Consider the following 20,322-nt stretch of genomic DNA (forward strand, 5'->3'; position numbering starts at 1 on the left):
CGACGTGATGGTGCGCTCGGCGACGGATGGGAAGGGATGCGCGTGAGCATCGTCACTGGATTCGAAACTCGAGACGTCCGGTTCGAGACGTCGGCCATGCTGGACGGCTCGGACGCGATGAATCCGGACCCGGACTATTCGGCTGCGTATCTCCGGATCACGACGGATGCTGTGGATGGCCATGACGGTCACGCGTTCGTGTTCACGATCGGCCGCGGCAACGATGTGCAGGTCGCCGCGATCGATGCTGTGGCGCACCGCGTGCTCGGTCGCGATGTCGAGGAGATCCTGGACGACCTCGGCGGGTTCTGGCGCGAGTTCGTCTACGACTCGCAGCTGCGCTGGCTCGGCCCGGAGAAGGGCGTGATGCACATGGCCATCGGTGCCGTGGTCAACGCGTTCTGGGACCTCAAGGCCAAGCGCGCAGGACTCCCGCTCTGGCAGCTGCTGGCCAGGATGACTCCGGAGCAGCTCGTCGACCTGGTCGACTTCCGTTACCTCAGCGATGCGCTCACCCGCGAGGAAGCGCTGGAGCTGCTCCGTGCCGCCGTCCCCGGTCGGGAAGAGCGGGAGGCGACGCTGCTCGCGCTCGGCTACCCGGGATACACGACCACGCCCGGCTGGCTCGGCTACTCCGACGACAAGCTGCGCAGGCTCGCCCGCGAGGCCGTGGAGGAGGGCTTCCAGCAGATCAAGCTCAAGGTCGGCGACAACCTTGCCGACGACGTGCGCCGGCTCGGCATCGCCAGGGAGACCGTCGGTCCGGACATCCGGATCGCGATCGACGCGAACCAGCGCTGGGACCGTGACCAGGCCATCGACTGGATCCGCGCTCTTGAGCCGTTCGACCTGGCCTGGGTGGAGGAGCCGACCAGCCCGGACGACATCCTCGCCCACGCGGCGATCGCCCGCGCTGTCGCCCCTGTCCCGATCGCGACGGGGGAGCACGGGATGAGCAGGGTGCTGTTCAAGCAGCTCCTGCAGGCGCAGGCGGCCGCGATCGTGCAGATCGACTCCACCCGCGTCGCCGGGGTCAACGAGAACATCGCGATCCTGCTGCTGGCAGCGAAGTTCGGGGTTCCCGTCTGCCCGCACGCGGGAGGTGTCGGCCTGTGCGAGGCGGTGCAGCACTTCTCGATGTTCGACTTCGTCGCCGTCTCCGGCAGCCAGGAGAACCGGATGATCGAGTACACGAAGCACCTCCACGAGCACTTCGTCGCCCCGGTCGAGGTCACCGGAGGCCGCTACCGCGCCCCGCTCACCCCCGGCACCGGCATGCAGATGCTCGACGCCTCCCTCGCCGTCCACACCTTCGCCGTCCCCGCCCCCCTCTGACCCCCCTCAGCCCCGTCCCAAGCAATCGAGCCGGGACTTATGCATACGCTCGACCGGCGTGTCGTGTGCATAAGTCCCGGCTCGATGCTTCGGGGCGGGGGGGTCAGCGACGGGGGCGCAGGGAGTACATGCCGCCGTCGACGGCGAGGATGACGCCGTTGGTGGATGCGGAGCCCGGCGCGGCGAGGTAGGCGACCGCCTCCGCAACCTCCTGCGGCTGCACCAGGCGCCCGCTCGGCTGGCGTGCTGCGAGGGCGGCGCGCTCCGCATCCGGGTCGGTGGCCGAGTCGAGCAGACGCCCCACCCACGGGGTGTCGGCCGTGCCGGGCGCGACCGCGTTCACGCGGATGCCGAGCGGCAGGCAGTCAGCGGCGATCGCCAGGGTCATCGCCGAAACGGCGCCCTTGGACGCCGAGTACAGGACGCGCTGGGGGAGGCCGGCCCACGCCGCGATCGAGCTCGTCAGCACCACGGCGGGCGACGGAGACTCCTGCAGGTGCGGGAGGGCGTGGCGGATGGTGCGGGCGGAGCCGATCACGTTCACGTTGAGCACGCGCATCCACTCGGCGTCGTCGTTGGCGAGCACGTCGCCCTGCGCGCCGATGCCAGCATTGGCGACCACCACATCCAGTCGGCCGGCGTCGGCGATCACAGCCGCGATCGCGTCGCGCACGGAGTCGTCGTCGCCGATGTCGCACCGGATGCCGGTGAGCGGCGCGGAGACCGCTGCGGCGTCGAGGTCGAGGGCGAACACCCTGGCGCCCCTGGAGGCGAGCTCGTCCGCGATGGCCCTGCCGAGCCCGGATGCGCCGCCCGTTACGGCCGCCACGAGTCCTTCGAAGTTCTGCGACACCGTTGTCTCTCCTTGTCTCAGTCGGCGGAGCGCACGGTGGTGCGCTGCTCGCCGAGTCCGTCGATGCCGAGTTCGACCACGTCGCCCGGCGCGAGGTACGGGAACCGGCCGGACAGGCCGACGCCCTCCGGGGTTCCCGTGTTGATCAGGTCGCCTGGTTCGAGCACCGTGAACCGGCTGAGCCGGTAGACGATCTCTGCGACGCCGAAGATGAGGTCGGAGGTGCTGGACCGTTGGCGCTGCTCGCCGTTGACCGTCGACCAGATGCCGAGGCCGGAGCCGTCGCCCACCGCGGCGGTCGGCACCAGCCACGGACCGAGCGGGTTGAAGGTCTCGAAGCTCTTGCCCTTGCTCCACTGGCCGAGCGAGCGCCCCAGTTGGTATTCGCGCTCCGACACGTCGTTCGCGACGGCGAACCCGGCGATGCACTCCAGTGCTTCCTCCGGCGACGACAGGTAGCGCGCGCGCTTCCCGATCACCGCGGCGAGCTCCACCTCCCAGTCGGTGGTGGTCGATCCGGGAGGGACGAGCACGGTGTCGTACGGCCCGACCACGGTGTTCGGATGCTTGTAGAAGACGACGATGTCGGTGGGCGGCTCCGCGCCGGACTCTCGTGCGTGTGCTGCGTAGTTCATCCCGATGCAGATGACGGCGGTCGGCCTGGAGATCGGAGCGCCGACGCGCATCCCGGCCGGGTCGATCGTCGGCAGTTCGCCCGCGAGCGCTGCGGCGGATGCGCGCACCAGCCCGTCGGAGGCGAGGAACGCGCCGTCGATGTCGGCGGTGATCGGCCGCAGGTCCCAGCTCGTCGTGCCGTCGCTGACGACGGGGATCTCCGCTCCTGGCTGGCCGAGTCGCTGGAATCGGGTCGGCTGGGTCGGCAGAGTGGGCATCGAGAGTCCTTTCGCTCGTCCCATGAACCCTATTACTATTTCCTATAGCATTCCAACCCCAGGGAGAATCCGATGCGCGTCGCACTGCATTCCATCGTCCGCGAAGGCCACGAGGCCGGGTACGAGGAGGCCCACGCCACCATCCCGGACGACCTCGTCGAGTCGTTCGCGCGCGTCGGCATCCACGACTGGACCATCTGGCGCAGCGGCCGCGATCTGTTCCACCTGGTCGACTGCGACGACTTCGCCTCGGCGATGGATGCACTCGACAGCGACGAGGCGAACGCCCGCTGGCAGGCCTTCATCGGCCCGTACGTCGACCACTTCGTGACCACAGGGGAGGGGCCGGCCGACATGGTCGTCGGCGAGGTCTGGAGCCTGTCCCAGCAACGGGATGCGCGGGGTTCCTCCACCCGCTGAGTCGGCCGCGTGCCGCTGCGTGAGAAACCTGAAGCGACCTTGTGCCCCAACCGTGGGGTTACGTTCACAACTTGACTACAAGGGTTCGCTCCTGCACCCTTATCGCATGACCGCCACTTCGGGCTCTCTCGTACGTGGCGCACGCAACCCCGGGTCGCAAGGCGCACTGAGGCACTTGAACCAGGAGCGGCTCTTCGAGTTCCTCCTCGCCAACGGCCCTGCCACCCAGGCGGAGCTTGCGCGCGGAACGGGACTGTCGACCGCCACCGTCTCGAACATCGTGCGAGACATGGCGGCGAAGGGCGTGGTCGCGACCAGCCCCGTCAACAGCGGAGGCCGCCGCGCCCTGCTCGTCCAGCTCACCGACACCGGCGATATCGCCGTCGGCGTCGACTTCGGGCGCCGCCACGTCCGCGTGGTGCTCGCGACCCTCGGATACGAGGTGCTGGCGGAGGAGGGCATCGCCCTGCCCCTCGGCTACGACGTGGATGCGAGCCTGCTCGCCGCCTCCGAGCTCATCGACCGGCTGCTGGTCGCCAACGGCTCCGCGCGCGAATCCGTCCTCTCCGTCGGCGTCGGAATCCCCGGCCCCATCGACCGCAGGACGGGAACCGTGCTGCAGGGCGCGATCCTCCCCGAGTGGGTCGGCGTCAACCTGCGCGACCTCGAGAACGCCTTCCGATTCCCCGTCGTGGTCGACAACGACGCCAACCTCGGCGCGCTCGCGGAGGTGACCTGGGGCGCCAACCGCGGGGTCCGCAACCTCATCTTCGTGAAGATCGGCTCCGGCATCGGCGCCGGGCTCATCCTCAACGGCCAGCCGTACTACGGCTACCTCGGGATCACGGGCGAACTCGGGCACACGCCGGTCACCGAGCACGGCGTGATCTGTCGCTGCGGCAACCGCGGCTGCCTGGAGACGGTCGCATCGACGACCGTGATGATCGAGTCCCTCGGCCGCGGCTCTGAAACGCAGGTGACCACGGAGGACATCCTCCGCAAGGGCATCGAGCGCGATCCCGCGACGCTCCGCGTCGTCGGGGACGCCGGGCAGGCGATCGGCCAGGCCATCGCCAACATCGCCAACGTGATCAACCCGGAGCTGGTCCTGATCGGCGGCCCGCTGGCCGGGCTCGGGGATGCGCTCCTCGACCCGATCCGGCACGGAATCCTGCAGAACGCGATCCCGGTGATCGGCGAGACGACCACCGTCCGGATGTCGTCGCTCGGCGACCGGGCGGAGTCCCTGGGGGCCGCCGCGCTGGTGATCCAAGCGTCTCTCGCCGGCCGCGAATAGCGCGGAACCCTGCCCACCGGATCAAGACCGTTATTTACTTGTTGTGTTCACTGTTTGACGCCAAGCCTGACTTTAGCGTTTACTACTTAGGCAGATGGTTCGCAGTTGAGCAACAAACCCGAAGGAGCGACGATGCCGTCGAACGCAGTCATCCTGGAGATGCGCGCGATCACCAAGGAGTTCCCTGGTGTGAAGGCACTCGAGGATGTCTCCCTCACCGTCAAAGCCGATGAGATCCACGCGATCTGCGGCGAGAACGGTGCAGGAAAGTCCACGCTGATGAAGGTCCTCTCCGGCGTGTACCCGTATGGGACGTACACGGGGGACATCGTCTACAACGGCCAGGAGATGCGCTTCAAGGACATCCGGTCCAGCGAGCACGAGGGCATCGTCATCATCCACCAGGAGCTGGCGCTCATCCCCGAGCTGTCGATCACCGAGAACATCTTCCTCGGCAACGAGCCGGGCCGCGGCGGCGTCATCAACTGGCGGGAGGCCAAGTCCCGCGCCACCGAGCTGCTCGCCCGCGTCGGCCTCAGCGACGACCCTGACACCCCCATCAAGAACATCGGCGTCGGCAAGCAGCAGCTCGTCGAGATCGCCAAGGCGCTCAACAAGTCGGTCAAGCTCCTCATCCTCGACGAGCCGACCGCTGCGCTCAACGAGGCGGAGTCGCAGCACCTGCTCGACCTCATCCTTGGCCTCAAGAGCAAGGGCATCAGCTCGATCATGATCTCCCACAAGCTCAACGAGATCGAGCGCGTGGCCGACGAGATCACGATCATCCGCGACGGCCGCACCATCGAGACCCTGAGCGTCAAGGCGGACGGCGTGGACGAGGACCGCATCATCCGCGGGATGGTCGGACGCACGCTCGAGAGCCGCTTCCCCGACCGCACCCCCAACATCGGCGAGACGTTCTTCGAAGTGAAGAACTGGGTCGTGCAGCACCCGCAGGTCGCCGACCGCCTCGTGGTCAAGGACTCCTCGTTCCACGTGCGCCGCGGCGAGATCGTCGGCTTCGCCGGCCTGATGGGCGCAGGGCGCACCGAGCTCGCGATGAGCGTCTTCGGCCGCTCGTACGGAAACTTCATCTCCGGCGAGATCTACAAGGACGGCAAGGAGATCCAGGTCCGCAACGTGAGCGACGCCATCGCGAACGGCATGGCGTACGTGAGCGAGGACCGCAAGGTGCTCGGGCTCAACCTCCTCGACGACATCAAGGAGTCGATCGTCTCCGCCAAGCTCCAGAAGATCTCGCGCTTCAACGTGGTCGACGACCAGCAGGAGTTCGCGATCGCGGAGGAGTACCGCAAGAGCCTGCGCATCAAGACCCCGGATGTGGAGCGCGGCGTCAGCACGCTCTCCGGCGGCAACCAGCAGAAGGTCGTCCTGGCCAAGTGGATGTTCACCGACCCGGACCTGCTCATCCTGGACGAGCCCACCCGCGGCATCGACGTCGGCGCCAAATTCGAGATCTACGGCATCATCCAGCAGCTCGCAGCGCAGGGGAAGGGCGTCGTCGTCATCTCCTCCGAGCTCCCAGAACTCCTCGGCATCTCGGATCGCATCTACACGATCTTCGAGGGCCAGATCACCAATGAGCTTCCGATCGCGGAGGCCACCCCTGAAACGCTCCTGAAAAGCATGACATCCGCCAAGAAGAGGGTTGCCCGATAATGACCACACAGATTCCCGAAAAGAAGAAGTCCGGGGGTATCCGCGACCTCGCCAAGATGTTCGGCAGCGGTCAGTCCGCAGGTCGCCAGTTCGGCATCCTCGGCGCACTCGTCGTCATCGTCGTGTTCTTCGAGATCGCGACGGGCGGCAAGACGCTCGAGTCCGTGAACCTGATCAACCTGGTCAACCAGAACGCATACGTGCTCATCCTGGCGATCGGCATGGTCATGGTGATCATCGCGGGTCACATCGACCTGTCGGTCGGCTCTGTGGCGGCGGTGGTCGGCATCGTGGTCGCCAAGTCGATGACGGAGTGGCATGTCCCGTGGCCGCTCGCGATCATCCTCGGCCTCCTGATCGGTGTCGTGATCGGCGCCTGGCAGGGCTGGTGGGTCGCATACGTCGGCGTCCCCGCGTTCATCGTCACCCTGGCGGGCATGCTCATCTTCCGCGGCCTGAACCAGTTCATCGGAAACGCCAACACCATCCCGGTTCCCGACGGGTTCACCTTCATCGGCGGCGGCTTCCTGCCCGACTGGGGACCTGACTTCGGCTACAACAACTCCACCCTGCTCCTCGGTCTCATCATCGCGATCGTCGTCGCCGTGATGGAGTGGCGCACCCGTCGCAGCCAGACCAAGATGGGCTCCGAGAAGGCGCCGCTGTGGGTCAGCGTGTTCAAGGTCGTCGTGGTCGATGCCGTCGTCATCTACTTCGCGTTCGTGTTCGCCGGCGGTCGCATCGGCACCAGCTTCCCCGTATCCGGCATCATCCTCGGCGTCCTCGTGATCCTCTACTCGTTCATCACGCGCAGCACGATCTTCGGTCGCCACATCTACGCGGTCGGCGGCAACTGGCACGCCGCCGAGTTGTCCGGTGTGAAGATCAAGCGGATCAACTTCTACGTGATGATGAACATGTCCGTGCTCGCTGCTCTCGCCGGCATGATCGCGGTGGCCCGCTCGGTCTCCTCCGGACCGCAGGACGGTCTCGGCTGGGAGCTCGACGCCATCGCCGCCGTGTTCATCGGTGGCGCAGCGGTCTCCGGCGGTATCGGAACCGTCGCGGGCTCCATCGTCGGTGGTCTCGTCATCGCCGTCCTCAACAACGGCCTGCAGCTGCTCGGCGTCACCTCCGACAAGGTCCAGATCATCAAGGGCCTCGTGCTGCTGATCGCCGTCGGCATCGACGTCTACTCCAAGCGCCGCGGAGGTCCGTCGTTGATCGGCAGGATGTTCGGCGGCGGCAAGAAGCAGGCCGCGGACGCCATCGGCGCCGACCAGCCCGTGGTCATGCCGGACGCCGACTCCGCCGAGGCGAGCTCGCGCTCCCTGACCAAATAGCCAACCCCCCCCAAGACTTACCCGTCTGTTCCATCCCTGCACCACCTTCAACAAGAGAAAGTGAATCCACACATGCGCAAAATCGCACTCGCGACAGTGGCCGTCGCTGCTGCCGCCGCGCTGGCCCTCTCGGGCTGCTCGAGCCGTGGCTCGTCAGGCGACTCGACCGGAGCCGCCGGCTTCGACAAGGGCGCCACGATCGGCGTCGCCCTCCCGACTAAGACGTCGGAGAACTGGGTGCTCGCTGGTGACCTGTTCACCAACGGCCTCAAGGACGCCGGCTTCAAGGGCGACGTCCAGTACGCCGGTGGCTCTGGCGTCTCCGACCAGCAGTCGCAGATCCAGTCGATGATCACCAACGGCGCCAAGGTCGTCATCATCGGCGCCGTCGACGGTGGCCAGCTCGCCGCGCAGGCCAAGGCAGCGCACGACGCCGGCGCGACCGTCATCGCGTACGACCGCCTCATCCTCAACACGCCGAACGTCGACTACTACGTCGCGTACGACAACGAGAAGGTCGGCGAGCTCCAGGGCCAGGCCCTGCTCGACGGCATGAAGGCCAAGTACCCGGACAAGACCAAGTACAACATCGAGCTGTTCTCCGGTTCGCCGGACGACGCGAACTCGAAGGTCTTCTTCGACGGCGCCATGAAGATCCTGCAGCCGAAGATCGACGACGGAACGCTGACGGTCGTCTCCAAGCAGACCGACATCAAGCAGACCTCCACCCAGGGCTGGCTCCCGGCGAACGCGCAGACCCGTATGGACACCCTGCTCGCCGCGAACTACGGCTCGACGGAGCTCGACGGCGTCCTGTCGCCGAACGACACCCTGGCCCGCGCCATCATCACCTCGGTGCAGGGCGCTGGCAAGCCGGTCCCGATCGTCACCGGTCAGGACTCCGAGGCCGAGTCGGTCAAGTCGATCATGGCCGGCGTGCAGTACTCGACCATCAACAAGGACACCCGCGCGCTGGTCAAGCAGGCCATCGCGATGGTCTCCGACCTGCAGCAGGGCAAGAAGCCTGAGACGAACGACGACAAGTCGTACAACAACGGCGTCAAGGTCGTCCCGGCCTACCTGCTCACCCCGGTCGTCGTGACCAAGGAGAACGCGGCGGAGGCGTACGCCAACGACCCGACCCTTGAGCCGCTGACCAAGTAGTCACCAGCAGCGACACACGAAGCCGGACCCCTTTCGGGGTCCGGCTTTCGTGCTGTTCGGCCCGCGCGGTGCGTGCGAGGATGGGGAGCGTAGAAGGGGGAGGACGTGCTCGCGACCACCGCATCCCGTCGGGTCATCGCAGCGTGCAGCGCTGCCGTGGCCGTCGCCGTGCTGCTGACCGGATGCGTCTCGGGGCTCGGCGCCCGCCCGTCGGCACTGACGTTCGCAGACGGCGCGGCCCTCACCCAGGCGGACGCAGGAGCGATCTCGTTCTACACGGACCTCGACCGTGTCTCCGGCTGGACGGTCGAGCCGGGCGGGGACGCTTCGTACATCGAGTACCGCCAGCGCGGCACGGGATGCATCGTCAGCCTCGACCGCTTCGACGTCACGGACGAGGACTACGTCGTCGACGACGACGACGCCCGCTCCAGCGCCGCCCTCGTCGACGCGACGAGCGATCTCCACGAGAACCGCGCACTGCGCGCCGGCTCCGTCCTCGCCTTGAACGACACCGCGGCTTCCGGAGCAGGCAGCACCATGGATGTGCTGCGCATCGTCTACTCGCCCGTCGACTCCGGGGTCACCCTGCACGACGCTGCGCTGCTTCGCGTGTTCGCCGGCCCAGGGGTCGGGATGGTCGCGCAAGCGAGCTGCGCCACCGACAAGGCGCTCCGGGATGCGATGACGGTCCTCCGCCGACACGTCGCCTTCGTGGTCGAGCGGTAGGCATTCAGCGCGTGCCGACGTCGGCGAGCACCAGGACACAAGAATCGAGGCCGGTGCGTTTCGCCGCTCCGGCCTCGATCTGTGTTTCCCCCCGGTAGTTCGTCCCCCCGGTCGAACGCCTGAGACCAGGTTATGAGGGGCTCAGGGGCGGGGCATCCGGGCCCGCACGGATCTTCCTGACCGTGCAGCCCCCGGAAGCAGTGGTCAGTTCTGCAGGGCGTCGAGTGCATCGCCGATGCGCGCGATGTACGCGCCGATCCGGGTGGCAGCGGCTTCACCGTCTCCGTTCCTCGTCGCTTCCGCGAGAGGGATGGCGAAGGCGCGCACGGCGTCCGCATCCACCCGGCCGGAGAGCTTGCGGGCGATGCGACGCACTTGCGGCATCACGTTGGCCATGGTGCGCAGCCGGACTGCGTTGCCTTCGACGCGCACGTAGAGGGTGGCCAGGTGCTCGACAGCTTCGACGTAGAGGCCGGTGTCGTTCTGCTGGGCGGCATCCACCAGGGCGGCGCAGCTGTCGTCGAGCAGACGGAGCTCGTCCTCCGACCACCGCTCGCGGTTGCGGAGGGCGGCCCCTGCCCAGAGGTCGCCCGTCACCTCGATCGCCTGGCGCACACCAGCGATGTCGAAACCGGCGACCCTGGTGTAGCGGTTGCGCTCCATCTCGACGAGCCCCTGGTCGAGGAGACGGTCGAGGGCGTGACGGATCGGTGTGCGGGAGATTCCCAACCACTGCACGAGATCGGGGTCGCGGAGGCGCTCACCCGGTTCGAGGGTGCCGTTCATGATCGCCGCCTCGATGCGCGTGTACGCCTCGTCGGAGAGCGAAACGCGGGCCACGTGGTCTGTCGGCATCGGCATAGCCGGCTCCTTCGGGTAAATGAAAGGTTGTCAAGCTTAGATGCTCAATGATATACCTGGAAATATACATAGAAATATAACACCCGTTCCCTGGGCCACATCCGCTCTCCCGCAAATCCGTGAACAGGAAGAACAGACCAACCCATGACCATTGACGATTCTTCGAGCTTTCCGACCGGTATGCCTGCGCTGACCGCCGATCGTCGGCTCCTGCGCAACGACGTCTTCGAGGTGCTGCTCACCCGCATCCTGAATGGAGGCTTCGTGCCGGGCGAGCGGCTGAAGGATGCCGAGCTCACGGCCTGGCTGCGCGTGTCCCGCACGCCCATCCGCGAGGCGCTGAGCCGGCTCGTCCCGCTTGGCCTGGTCACGACCGCGCCCAACAGATTCACCCGCGTCGCGCCCATGATCGACGAAGAGATCGCCGGGGCCGTCCTGGTGCTGCAGAAGCTCTACCCTGATGCGCTCGCCGAGGCTCTGAGGCTGCGCACGGAGGGCGACGAGCTGGAGCTGCGACTGGTCGCCGGCCGCCTGGAGCGTGATGGAGGCGTGTCGCCCATCGAGATCTTCCAGCGGGTGCTGCTCATAGCGTTGGCGTCCATCGACAACCAGGTGCTGGCCGAGGCCATCGAGACGGTCCACCTGCGCGTGCTGCGCTACCTCTACCTCACCCCGTCGGCCGCGAGCATCCTCGACAGGGAAAGAGTGCTCGACTTCGCGGAGGCGGTCGCGTCCGGTGACAGTGTTGCCATCGGGATGCTCGAGTCCGTGCTCGCCGACGTGGCGGCGATCCTCGACCGCACGGCGGCCGTCATCGACTGACGCGCCCGAGCGTCGCACGGGGGAACACGTAGAGCAGCACCACGAGCATGGCCAGGACGACCCCTCCCACGATGGCTCCCACCACCGGGCCGAGGAGCACGTCGAACACGAAGAACACCACGCCGCTCGTCAGCAGCGCCACCAGCGCCAGCGTCGCGCGCAGGAGCCGGTTCGCGATGGCGACGGTCTCCACCTTCTCGTGATGGCGGAAGAGCTGCCTGTGCAGTGCGACCGGCGCGAGGCCGAGCGCCGTGCACGCGGCGGCGAGCACCACGAGCACGAGATAGAAGCCGACCTGGAAGCCGTCGAGCTCCCCGAACCGTTGCTGGAACAGAATCGTCAGCAGGAAGCCGCTGATGATCTGCGTGCCGGTCTGCGTCACACGCAGCTCTTGCAGGATGTCCGCCCAGTTCCGATCCGCCCGCTGAGAGGCGCTCTCGCTGCGGCCATCCGCGGGATCGACGTCGACAGGTTCGCTCATGTTCGCCTTCCAGAGGGTGTCCGCTCCATCGTGCTCCGGGTCGGACGACGCCGCAATGCCGCGCGATAGAACCGCACGAGCTCGGAGGCGGGAGGGCGCTGGTCCGCCATCGCGGCCGCATCCACTCGTTTGGCCGCGAGGTGGTGGCGCCACGACTCCTCCGCGCACCGGTAGTCCCAGCCGGCGGCCGCGGCGGCCTCCAGGGAGCGGCACCAGCCGATCAGCTCACGACCAGTGGATGCGGGCGCCCAGGTGACCACTCGGAACCACACGTCCGGACGGTTCGGGTCGCCGAACGCGAACCGGCGGACCACGGCGTACGGTGCGCCGAGCGTCCCCTGACGCAGGACCCACTCGTTCGCCTGCGCGTTCGTCACCGGGTGCCACGCGCCCACTGCTCTCCTTCTGGTCCGCAGCCCGGCCCGCTGCGTCCTGAGCATACGAAGCGCCTCCGACACCCTGCCGGCTCGCTGGCGCCGGTCAGGTGAGGAGGCGGATGAGGGCGGCGACGACGGCTGCGGCGGGGACGACCACGATGAAGGGGACGCGGAGGGCGTAGAGGCCGGCGGCGATCGCGACGGCGGGGAGCCGCGCATCCAGTTGCAGCGCCTGACCGACGCCCAGCGTCTGCACACAGATGAGAGCGGCGAGCAGCGCTGCGGTGAGGAGGTCGCTGACCCGCGCGACCGTCGGGTGGTCGAGCGCCTTCGGCGGCACCAGCCAGCCGACCGCCTTGAGGGCGAGCACGGCGATCGAGGCGAGCAGGATGATGTTCCAGGTCGTCACGGCTCCACCTCGCGTTCCATCGGGATCGCCTCAGGGCGCGGGGGATCGCTGCGGCGACCGAACAGGTTCAGCACGCCGACGACGATCGCGACCGCCGCTGCGGCGAGCACCGGCAGGCCAGGCATCAGGAACGGGGTGAGCATGGTGGCGACGAACCCGGCCGCGACCGCTACCGCCTGGGTCTGTCGTGCTTTGAGCCGCGGCCAGAGCAGGCCGAGGAATGCCGCGGCGGCAGCGGCATCCAGGCCGTACGCTTTGACGTCGCCGATCAGGTTGCCGAGCAGGGCGCCGGCCAGCGTGGTGATGTTCCAGCCGATGTAGACGACCAGGCCCGTCGTCCAGAAGCCGATGCGCTGCGCCCGCGGTTCCTGCTGGGCGGTCGCCACGGCTGTCGACTCGTCGATGGTGAGCTGGGTCGCGGCCGTGCGCCGCCAGAAGCCTGGTCCGATGATGCGGGAGAGGCGGAGTGCGTAGAACGAGTTGCGCACGCCGAGCAGGGCCGCCCCCGCGATCGCAGACCCTCCGGCGGCGACGCCGCCGGAGGCGAGCACGCCGATCAGCGCGAACTGGGAGCCGCCGCTGAACATGACCAGGCTCAGCACGCACGTCTGCCAGACGTCCAGCCCGGATGCGGTGGCGAGCGCTCCGAAGGAGATGCCGTACGCGGCCGTGGCGATGCCGACGGCCCAGCCGGAGCGTGCTGCGGCGCGTTCCGCGGCGGTCCGCCTCGCTCCGCCCCGCTCCTCCTGGCCAGGTTCCCGACTCACGTTCCCGACCCTAGCGGCTGGGACGCCACCTGCGGAGGCCGCGGGCGACCGCATCCAGGTCGAGTCAGTCGGCGAGGCGGAAGAGTCGCGTGACCAGCTCGTCGGCGGTGTCGTCGGTGAGCCGCCACGGCTGGAAGATCGTGCGGTGCACGATCGGGGCGACGACGGTGTCGACGATGTCGTCGACCGTGAGCCCGACGTCGGCGGCACGCTCCACGAACATCGTGGCTTCTTCGCGCCGGTTGCGCAGGCAGTCGGAGGTCGACTCTCCCGCGGCTCCCGCCCCACCGCGGAGGAGTGCGGCATTGACCGGCTTGCGGTAGTGGTTGACCAGCTCGCGGGCCCAGACCGTGAGGTCTTCCCTGAGGCTGCCGCTCGCCGGAAGCGGACGCTCCGGGTCGAGCCGGTAGGTGGCGATGTCGTTGATGAGGGTGGGGAGGTCGCCCCAGCGGCGGTAGATGCTCGTGGGGTTGACGCCGGCGCGCTCGGCGATCATCGGCACGGTGACGCGATCCTGCCCGCGTTCTTTGATGAGTTGTTCGACGGCGGTCCGGACACTGTGGATGACCGCAGCGCTGCGTCCCCCCGTGCGCTTCGGGGTGGTTGTCTCCATACGGAATAGCTTAAAGCAAATCTTGTTGCTTTTGAAGGGCGCGGGGGTTTAGCATCCTTAAAGCAATCAGATTTGCTTTTGGAGGGAATCATGACGACAGCAGAAGAGACCAGCACCGCCTCCGTCGCGCGCATCCGCCGTGCAGTGGACCCGGCGGGCTCTGCCGGCCGCGCCGACGCCGGCCGCACCGACACCGGCCGCGCGCGCCGCAGGCTGCGCCCGATGCCGGCGTTCGTCGGCACCTCGCTGGCGTTCGTGGCCGTCGCCCTCGCCGTCGGGGCTCCGAGTCCGCTCTTCGTGCTCTACCAGCATGAGTGGGGCTTCGCGCCGTGGCTGCTCACCGTCGCGTTCGCCATCTACGCCATCACCCTCCTGGTCACGCTGCTGGTCGCCGGCTCGCTCTCCGACCACATCGGCCGCCGACCCGTGCTGATCGGCGCTCTCGCCCTGCAGGTGGTCGCGATGCTGATGTTCCTCTTCGCGAGGGACATCGGCTGGATCATCGCCGCCCGCGCGGTGCAGGGAGTGGCGACAGGCGCGGCCATGAGCACCTTCACGGCCGCGATCGTGGAACTCGCGCCAGAACGGCACAAGAAGCTGGGCGCGACCATCGGCAGCACGGCACCGGTCGGCGGCATCGCGCTCGGCGCATTCTTCACCGGCCTCGCCGTGCAGTTCGTGCCGCAGCCGACCACCATCGTCTTCGTCTCGCTGGTGGTCCTGTTCGTGGCGGGCCTGCTCGTGGTGCTCGGTGTGAGGGAGACCGTCACGCGACGGCCGGGAGCGCTCGGCTCGCTCATCCCGCGTCTGGTCATCCCGCGCGCGGCGCGGGCCGAGTTCGTCGGCGCGATCCCGCTCTTCGCATCCACCTGGATGCTCGCCGGCCTGTTCATCGGCCTCTCCCCGTCCATCCTGAGCGGGGTCTTCCACCTGGACAGCGGGCTGCTCAACGGCGCCATCGTGGCCGTGCCGCCCGCGGTCGGCGCGACGGCCGGACTGCTGCTCACCCGTGCGCCAGCACGCAGGACCGCCATCGTCTCGATGGTCGCCATCGTGATCGGCATCGCCGTCGCAGCCGCCGGTATGGCCTTCGCGGTGCTCTGGCTGTTGTTCGCCGGGGCCGTCATCGCGGGCGCAGGCTTCGGCGCCGGGTTCTCCTCGATGCTCCGGATGCTCGCACCGCTCGCGCCGAACAACCAGCGCGCAGAGCTGTTCGCCGGCATCTTCCTGGTCAGCTACATCGCGTACGGCGTTCCCGCCCTGATCGCCGGCGAGCTGATCGGCGTCGTCGGTCTCCTGCCGACCGCGCTCGGATACGCGGCGGCGATCGCGCTCGCTGCCGCCGTGGCGTTGGTGGTCCAGGCGGGGCGGGCCCGTGTGCGCAGCTCGTCGCCCGCCTCCATTATTAAGGCTTGACTTATATAAGAAGCAACGCAACAATTGGGTCCATGCACGCGTTCGACGTTCTCGGAGACCCGGTCAGGCGGCGAATCCTCGAACTCCTCCTGGAGGGAGAGGAGTCGGCAGGACGCCTCTCCTCCGTCATCGTGGAGGAGTTCGGCATCAGCCAGCCGGGGGTGTCGCAGCACCTGCGGATACTCAGGGAGCATGGCTTCGCGACCGTCCGTCCGGAGGGCACCCGCAGGCTGTACGCGGTCGACCCGCACGGACTTCAGCAGGCGAACGACTGGCTGAGTCCGTTCGAGCGCTTCTGGCGCGGCCCGCTCGCGGCTCTCGGCACCGAACTGGCGAGGGGCGGACGTGAGCGCCGCCTGGCCGCCGAGCGCGCGCATTCCGATGATCCAGCACACCTCGAGGAGGAGCAATCATGGTCGACGTGACCCCGCAGATCGACGCCGTCACCCGGAGTCTGCGCACCGAGGAGGTCGATGGCGCTCCCACGCGCATCCAGACCATCGGCCAGGAGTATCCGGCCGGCATCGACGATGTCTGGGAGGCGACGACGACCGCAGAGCGGATCGCCCGCTGGTTCCTCCCCGTCTCCGGCGACCTCCGCCTCGGCGGCCGATACCAGCTCACCGGCAACGCCGGAGGCGAGGTGCTGTCCTGCACGCCGCCGGCGGACGGCAGCGCCGAGTACCGCGTGACCTGGGAGTTCGGCGGAGGGGTCACCTGGGTCACCGTGCGGCTCACGGCCGTGACGGAGGACAGCACGCGGTTCGAGCTGGAGCACTCCGCCCTGGTCGCCGATGTTCCCGCCGGGATGTGGGAGACGTTCGGTCCAGGGGCCACAGGCGTCGGCTGGGATCAGGCCCTCGTCGGCCTCGCTCTCAACCTCGGCGGTCTCGACGGCGCGATCTCACCCAAGGAGGGCGAGGCCTGGGCGCTCTCCGACGACGGCAAGGCGTTCACTCGTGCCGTGGCCGACCGCTGGGCGGCCGCGCACGTCGCCGCCGGAGCGGACAGGGAGCAGGCGGCGAGGAACGCCGACGCGACCTACGGCTTCTACACCGGCCAGGCGCCGGAAGCCTGACCGGATCGGCCCTGATCGGCGACGGGGCCGTCACGCCACGTCGATGAGCACCTTCCCGACGATGCCGCCCTCGACGGCGTCGTGCGCCGCTGCCGTCTCGCTGAGCGGGAACCGCGTCACCGGCAGACCGTGCTCCGCGCCGATCGGCAGCGCGCCGTCCGCGATGGCGGCCGCCACTGCGTGCACCGCGGCGTCCTTCGACGCGGGGGTCGTCGTGTAGGTGAGCACGAACTGGTAGCGCAGGTTCTTGCCCATGCTCGGCCGCACCGGGATGGCGACGGTCGCCTCGCCGGGGGAGTCCGCGTAGACGGCGATGGATGCGTTCGGGGCGGCGATCCGCGCGTCCAGCTCCGCGTTGGCGGCCGGGTTGACCTCGACCACGATGTCCACGCCGCGCGGGGCGAGAGCGCCGATCGCCTGGGCCGTGTCGCCGTCGCGGTAGTTGACCACGTGGTGGGCGCCGGCCGCTCTGGCGAGCTCGGCCTTCTCGTGGCTGCTGACCGTGGCGATCACGGTCGCGTCCGCCCACACCGCGAGCTGGATGGCTGCGTGGCCGACCGCGCCCGCTCCACCGGCGACCAGGACGGTGCGCCCGTGGAGCGCGCCGGGCGACAGCTCTGCCGGCCCTCCCTCGTGCACGGTGAGCGCGCGGTGGGCGGTGAGCGCTGGGATGCCGACGGACGCGCCGAGGTCGAACGACGCATCCTGTGGCAGCGGCACGACCTGGCGCTCCGGCAGCACGACGAGCTCCTGCGCTGTCCCGTCGGCGCGCTGGTATGCAGCATCCCACACCCAGACCCTGTCGCCGACGCTGAGGCCGTTCACGCCGTCGCCGACCTCGTCCACCACGCCTGCGCCGTCCTGGTTGGGAACCTGCGCGCGGGCGAGCTCACCGGCGCCGCTGCCGCTGCGCGACTTCCAGTCGGTGGGGTTCACGCCGGACACGTGGATGCGCACCCGCACCTCGCCCTGTCCGGCGTGCGGTTCGTCGCGCTCGCCGTACTGCAGCACATCCGATGATCCGGTCGAGGTGTAAGTGACAGCCTTCATGTCACCAGCCAACCACCTCGCGCCCGAAAGTGTTCCGCGCGGCATCGCGCCATCAACCCGTGGAGCAGGCGCCGGAGCTGATCGGCGCGGAGCTCACCGACGACAGCACCGGCCGCAGCTCGGCGAGCGTGAGCGCGTATCCCGTGTCGGGGTCGACGGTCGAGCGGGCGAACACCACGCCGACCACGTCGCCGGACGAGTTGAGCAGCGGACCGCCAGAGTTGCCGGGACGCACGCTGCCGCGCAGCGAGTAGATGTCGCGGTCGACCGACCCGGACTGGTAGATGTCGGTGCCGCGGGCCATGATGCGGTCGCGCACGCGCTCCGGGCTGATCGTGAACGGGCCGTTGCCCGGATAGCCCGCCGCGTACGTCTGGGCGCCGGCGGTCACATCCGGCCCGATGTCGAGCGGCGGCGCCATGAGGTCGGTGACATCGAGGACGGCGAGGTCGCGCTCAGGGTCGAACGCGACGAGCGTCGCCCGCTCCACCCTGTCGGTGGCCGGTTCCCGCACGACGATGGTGGATGCGCCGGCGACCACGTGCGCGTTCGTCACGACCCTGCCGCTCTGCACCACCCAGCCGCTGCCCTCCGAGTCGACGCCGCACGCGGGCTTCGACGCGAGCACGGTGACGACGGAGGACTCCGTCGCCGCCACGGCGCTCGGCACGGACGGGTCCGGCGCCTGGATCGTCTTGATCGACTCGCCGCTCTCGAACACCTGGGGAAGACCGGCCCCCGCGAGGGCGTCGTCGACCGCTCCGAGCACCGTGCTGGCCGGGAACGGCGCGATGCTGTCGAGGGTCGCGACGACGCGTGACGAACTGGCGGCCTGCACGACCGTCGCCAGGCTGGTGGCCATGGCGAAACCGGCGACGAGCCACACCACGACGGCCCAGGTGAGCAGTCCGAGCACGGCGCCGACGAGCGAGTCGAGCCAGCGGATCGGTCCGTGGCGCAGCAGCTTTCCGATCAGCGACGCCAGTCCGGCGGCGATGGCGTACGCGACGGCGGCGCAGACCAGGATGACGATGGCGGCGACGACCGAGCGCTCCGTGACGCTTCCCCAGCCGGCCTCGGCGAGCCAGGCGACGACGAGCGGAGCGAGGCTCAGCCCGGCCCAGAGCCCGAGTCCCAGTCCGACGAGGGAACCGGCGGCACGGATGGCTCCGTTGCTCCACCCCGCGGCGATGGCGACGACGGCGAGCACCACGAGCACCACGTCGACAACGATCTCCACCCGCCCACCTTGCCTCACGAGGCTGTGCGCGGGCTCAACCGGACGTGTGTGTCCTCTGGCGCCGGCGAAACTGCCACCTGTTGCCGTCCACACCCCCTTCCGTCCGGCGGATGCGGGGGCTACCGTCCGGAGCCTACGGGGCGCACCGGCGCCCCCGCGACGGAAGGATCACCGGATGAGCGACCAGAACCGCCCCGACCTCGACGACGGAGAGAAGGAGATGACGAGCGCCGACTTCACGGCAGCCATCCACGACCACGGTCAGGACTCCGAACCGTCGAAGCAGGAGCACCACAACGCCGAGACCGAAGAGGACACGGCATCAGGCGGCGCCCCCGACTGACCAGGACCACCGCGCCATCGCCGTGCTCAGAGGCGCCCGTCCTCCTCGTCTCCGTCGTCGACGGCGGCGGGGTCGGGGAGCGGGGCCGGAACGATGTCCGGGTCCATCTGCTCGGTGGGTACCGCTGTCGGCTGGTTCTGGGCGTCCTTGTCCATGCGGAGACGTTACGCCCGCGCCCTGCCCGGCGTAAACCCCCTGCGACGCGCGTGCGGCCCGGCGTACCGTCCGCCTCATGACCGACCAACTGACCTTTCAGAATCCCGTCGACCGTTTCGACTCCGTCGACGCCCCCAAGCAGCACCAGGATGCGCCTGGCCTGGATGCGGACCTCGCGCCCAAGGCGGACCACGGTGAGGCGACCTACCGCGGCACGAGCAGGCTGACCGGGCGGAAGGCGCTGGTCACCGGAGGCGATTCCGGGATCGGCGCTGCCGTCGCGATCGCGTTCGCCAGGGAGGGCGCAGACGTCGCCATCGCCTACCTGCCCGACGAGCAGGAGGACGCCCGCCGCATCGCGGCCGTCGTAGAGGGCAGCGGCGCGACCGTCGCCATGCTGCCGTACGACATCACGACGGCCGAGGCCTGCCGCGGGCTCGTCGCCGACGCCGTCGAAGCGCTCGGGGGTATCGACATCCTGGTCAACAACGCGGGCAAGCAGCAGTTCTGCGAACGGCTGGAGGACCTGAGCGACGAGCAGTTCGACGAGACGTTCCGCACCAACGTGTACGCGATGTTCTGGATCACGAAGGCGGCGCTCCCGCACCTCGAGCCTGGTTCGAGCATCATCAACACGACCTCGGTGCAGGCATACCTGCCGAGCGAGATCCTGGTCGACTACGCCACCACGAAGGCGGCGATCAACACGTTCACCAAGGCGCTCGCCGGGCAGCTGGCGCCGCGCGGCATCCGGGTGAACGCCGTCGCGCCAGGGCCGATCTGGACACCGCTGCAGGTCGCTGGCGGTCAGCCGAAGGACAAGCTCCCCGACTTCGGCGAGCAGACGCCGCTCGGCCGCGCCGGTCAGCCGACCGAGCTGGCGCCGGCGTACGTCTTCCTCGCCTCCGCGGAGTCCAGCTACGTCACCGGCGAGACCCTCAACGTCAACGGCGGCATGCCGACCCCCTGACGGCCCCGGCCCCCCGCGCATCCAT

At 68.8% G+C, this 20,322-nt stretch carries 24 protein-coding genes; 13 read left to right on the forward strand and 11 right to left on the reverse strand.

From position 1 onward, the window contains the following. Positions 1–42 precede the first annotated feature (42 nt). Entirely contained in the window at positions 43–1,335 is a 1,293-nt protein-coding gene (locus ACIRCZ_RS11990) for an enolase C-terminal domain-like protein (protein ID WP_055898846.1), read from the forward strand. A gap of 103 nt (positions 1,336–1,438) precedes the next feature. Here the strand turns inward: ACIRCZ_RS11990 and ACIRCZ_RS11995 are convergent, their stop codons facing one another. Beyond that, positions 1,439–2,188 carry an SDR family NAD(P)-dependent oxidoreductase gene (locus ACIRCZ_RS11995; protein WP_402853295.1) on the reverse strand — a complete coding sequence of 250 codons (750 nt, stop codon included), beginning with the start codon at positions 2,186–2,188 and terminating at the stop codon, positions 1,439–1,441. Positions 2,189–2,205: 17 nt separating this feature from the next. Next, a complete protein-coding gene (locus ACIRCZ_RS12000) occupies positions 2,206–3,081 on the reverse strand; it encodes a fumarylacetoacetate hydrolase family protein (protein WP_402853298.1) in 876 nt (291 codons plus the stop codon). 72 nt (positions 3,082–3,153) lie between these two features. Between ACIRCZ_RS12000 and ACIRCZ_RS12005 the strand changes: the two genes are divergently transcribed. From ACIRCZ_RS12005 to ACIRCZ_RS12030, 6 genes are all read left to right on the forward strand, one after another. Further along, the gene (locus tag ACIRCZ_RS12005; protein WP_055896962.1) at positions 3,154–3,501 is read left to right on the forward strand and encodes an L-rhamnose mutarotase; all 348 of its coding nucleotides are present in this window, start codon (positions 3,154–3,156) and stop codon (positions 3,499–3,501) included. Between the two features lie 106 nt (positions 3,502–3,607). Further along, positions 3,608–4,798: an ROK family transcriptional regulator gene (locus ACIRCZ_RS12010; RefSeq protein WP_055896960.1), complete on the forward strand. Its 1,191-nt coding sequence runs from the start codon at positions 3,608–3,610 to the stop codon at positions 4,796–4,798. A 132-nt stretch (positions 4,799–4,930) separates the two neighbouring features. Next, positions 4,931–6,478: a multiple monosaccharide ABC transporter ATP-binding protein gene (mmsA, locus tag ACIRCZ_RS12015; RefSeq protein ID WP_055896958.1), complete on the forward strand. Its 1,548-nt coding sequence runs from the start codon at positions 4,931–4,933 to the stop codon at positions 6,476–6,478. After that, positions 6,478–7,821: a multiple monosaccharide ABC transporter permease gene (gene mmsB, locus ACIRCZ_RS12020; RefSeq protein WP_055896955.1), complete on the forward strand. Its 1,344-nt coding sequence runs from the start codon at positions 6,478–6,480 to the stop codon at positions 7,819–7,821. Before mmsA ends, mmsB begins: the two co-directional genes overlap by 1 nt. Positions 7,822–7,893: 72 nt before the next feature. After that, positions 7,894–8,985, forward strand: a complete 1,092-nt coding sequence (locus tag ACIRCZ_RS12025) for a sugar-binding protein (RefSeq protein WP_055896950.1) — start codon at positions 7,894–7,896, stop codon at positions 8,983–8,985. A gap of 105 nt (positions 8,986–9,090) precedes the next feature. Then, positions 9,091–9,714 carry a hypothetical protein gene (locus tag ACIRCZ_RS12030; RefSeq protein WP_402853302.1) on the forward strand — a complete coding sequence of 208 codons (624 nt, stop codon included), beginning with the start codon at positions 9,091–9,093 and terminating at the stop codon, positions 9,712–9,714. A gap of 204 nt (positions 9,715–9,918) precedes the next feature. On the opposite strand, the gene ACIRCZ_RS12035 is transcribed toward ACIRCZ_RS12030, so the two are convergent. Then, on the reverse strand, positions 9,919–10,575 hold the full coding sequence (locus tag ACIRCZ_RS12035) for a GntR family transcriptional regulator (protein ID WP_402853305.1): 657 nt from the start codon (positions 10,573–10,575) through the stop codon (positions 9,919–9,921). 144 nt (positions 10,576–10,719) lie between these two features. On the opposite strand from ACIRCZ_RS12035, the gene ACIRCZ_RS12040 reads away from it, so the two are divergent. Next, positions 10,720–11,397, forward strand: a complete 678-nt coding sequence (locus ACIRCZ_RS12040) for a GntR family transcriptional regulator (RefSeq protein ID WP_082581505.1) — start codon at positions 10,720–10,722, stop codon at positions 11,395–11,397. Here ACIRCZ_RS12040 and ACIRCZ_RS12045 read toward each other — a convergent pair. The 5 genes from ACIRCZ_RS12045 to ACIRCZ_RS12065 form a co-directional block, all read right to left on the reverse strand. Beyond that, entirely contained in the window at positions 11,387–11,878 is a 492-nt protein-coding gene (locus ACIRCZ_RS12045) for a DUF6328 family protein (RefSeq protein ID WP_055896939.1), read from the reverse strand. The two genes, ACIRCZ_RS12040 and ACIRCZ_RS12045, sit on opposite strands and share 11 nt — an antisense overlap. Beyond that, entirely contained in the window at positions 11,875–12,273 is a 399-nt protein-coding gene (locus ACIRCZ_RS12050) for a hypothetical protein (protein ID WP_402853308.1), read from the reverse strand. The genes ACIRCZ_RS12045 and ACIRCZ_RS12050 overlap by 4 nt, the downstream gene beginning before the upstream one ends. An 85-nt stretch (positions 12,274–12,358) precedes the next feature. Continuing rightward, positions 12,359–12,664 (reverse strand): AzlD domain-containing protein, encoded by a 306-nt coding sequence (locus ACIRCZ_RS12055; protein ID WP_055896935.1) that lies wholly within the window; start codon positions 12,662–12,664, stop codon positions 12,359–12,361. Further along, the gene (locus ACIRCZ_RS12060) at positions 12,661–13,431 is read right to left on the reverse strand and encodes an AzlC family ABC transporter permease (protein WP_235500530.1); all 771 of its coding nucleotides are present in this window, start codon (positions 13,429–13,431) and stop codon (positions 12,661–12,663) included. Before ACIRCZ_RS12060 ends, ACIRCZ_RS12055 begins: the two co-directional genes overlap by 4 nt. Positions 13,432–13,495: 64 nt before the next feature. Next, on the reverse strand, positions 13,496–14,044 hold the full coding sequence (locus tag ACIRCZ_RS12065; protein WP_055896933.1) for a TetR/AcrR family transcriptional regulator: 549 nt from the start codon (positions 14,042–14,044) through the stop codon (positions 13,496–13,498). Positions 14,045–14,134: 90 nt separating this feature from the next. Between ACIRCZ_RS12065 and ACIRCZ_RS12070 the strand changes: the two genes are divergently transcribed. Genes ACIRCZ_RS12070 through ACIRCZ_RS12080 form a run of 3 tightly spaced genes read left to right on the forward strand, consistent with a single transcriptional unit; the run spans position 14,135 to position 16,538 of the window. Next, a complete protein-coding gene (locus ACIRCZ_RS12070; RefSeq protein WP_402853314.1) occupies positions 14,135–15,460 on the forward strand; it encodes an MFS transporter in 1,326 nt (441 codons plus the stop codon). Positions 15,461–15,492: 32 nt separating this feature from the next. After that, positions 15,493–15,885, forward strand: a complete 393-nt coding sequence (locus tag ACIRCZ_RS12075; RefSeq protein ID WP_055896928.1) for a helix-turn-helix transcriptional regulator — start codon at positions 15,493–15,495, stop codon at positions 15,883–15,885. Then, on the forward strand, positions 15,873–16,538 hold the full coding sequence (locus ACIRCZ_RS12080) for an SRPBCC domain-containing protein (protein ID WP_402853317.1): 666 nt from the start codon (positions 15,873–15,875) through the stop codon (positions 16,536–16,538). The genes ACIRCZ_RS12075 and ACIRCZ_RS12080 overlap by 13 nt, the downstream gene beginning before the upstream one ends. Before the next feature lie 30 nt (positions 16,539–16,568). Here ACIRCZ_RS12080 and ACIRCZ_RS12085 read toward each other — a convergent pair whose 3' ends face one another. Beyond that, entirely contained in the window at positions 16,569–17,588 is a 1,020-nt protein-coding gene (locus tag ACIRCZ_RS12085; protein WP_402853320.1) for an NADPH:quinone reductase, read from the reverse strand. Positions 17,589–17,640: 52 nt separating this feature from the next. Beyond that, the gene (locus ACIRCZ_RS12090; RefSeq protein ID WP_402853323.1) at positions 17,641–18,828 is read right to left on the reverse strand and encodes a MarP family serine protease; all 1,188 of its coding nucleotides are present in this window, start codon (positions 18,826–18,828) and stop codon (positions 17,641–17,643) included. A 175-nt stretch (positions 18,829–19,003) separates the two neighbouring features. On the opposite strand from ACIRCZ_RS12090, the gene ACIRCZ_RS12095 reads away from it, so the two are divergent. Then, complete coding sequence (locus ACIRCZ_RS12095; protein WP_157480417.1) at positions 19,004–19,171, forward strand: hypothetical protein; 168 nt, start codon at positions 19,004–19,006, stop codon at positions 19,169–19,171. A 26-nt stretch (positions 19,172–19,197) separates the two neighbouring features. On the opposite strand, the gene ACIRCZ_RS12100 is transcribed toward ACIRCZ_RS12095, so the two are convergent. Then, positions 19,198–19,326, reverse strand: coding sequence for a hypothetical protein (locus ACIRCZ_RS12100; protein ID WP_268765820.1), 129 nt, complete (start codon positions 19,324–19,326; stop codon positions 19,198–19,200). A gap of 77 nt (positions 19,327–19,403) precedes the next feature. On the opposite strand from ACIRCZ_RS12100, the gene ACIRCZ_RS12105 reads away from it, so the two are divergent. Continuing rightward, positions 19,404–20,297: a glucose 1-dehydrogenase gene (locus tag ACIRCZ_RS12105; RefSeq protein ID WP_402853327.1), complete on the forward strand. Its 894-nt coding sequence runs from the start codon at positions 19,404–19,406 to the stop codon at positions 20,295–20,297. Positions 20,298–20,322: the final 25 nt, after the last annotated feature.

The sequence above is a fragment of the Leifsonia sp. NPDC102414 genome (assembly GCF_044765685.1).
Taxonomy (GTDB): Bacteria; Actinomycetota; Actinomycetes; order Actinomycetales; family Microbacteriaceae; genus Leifsonia.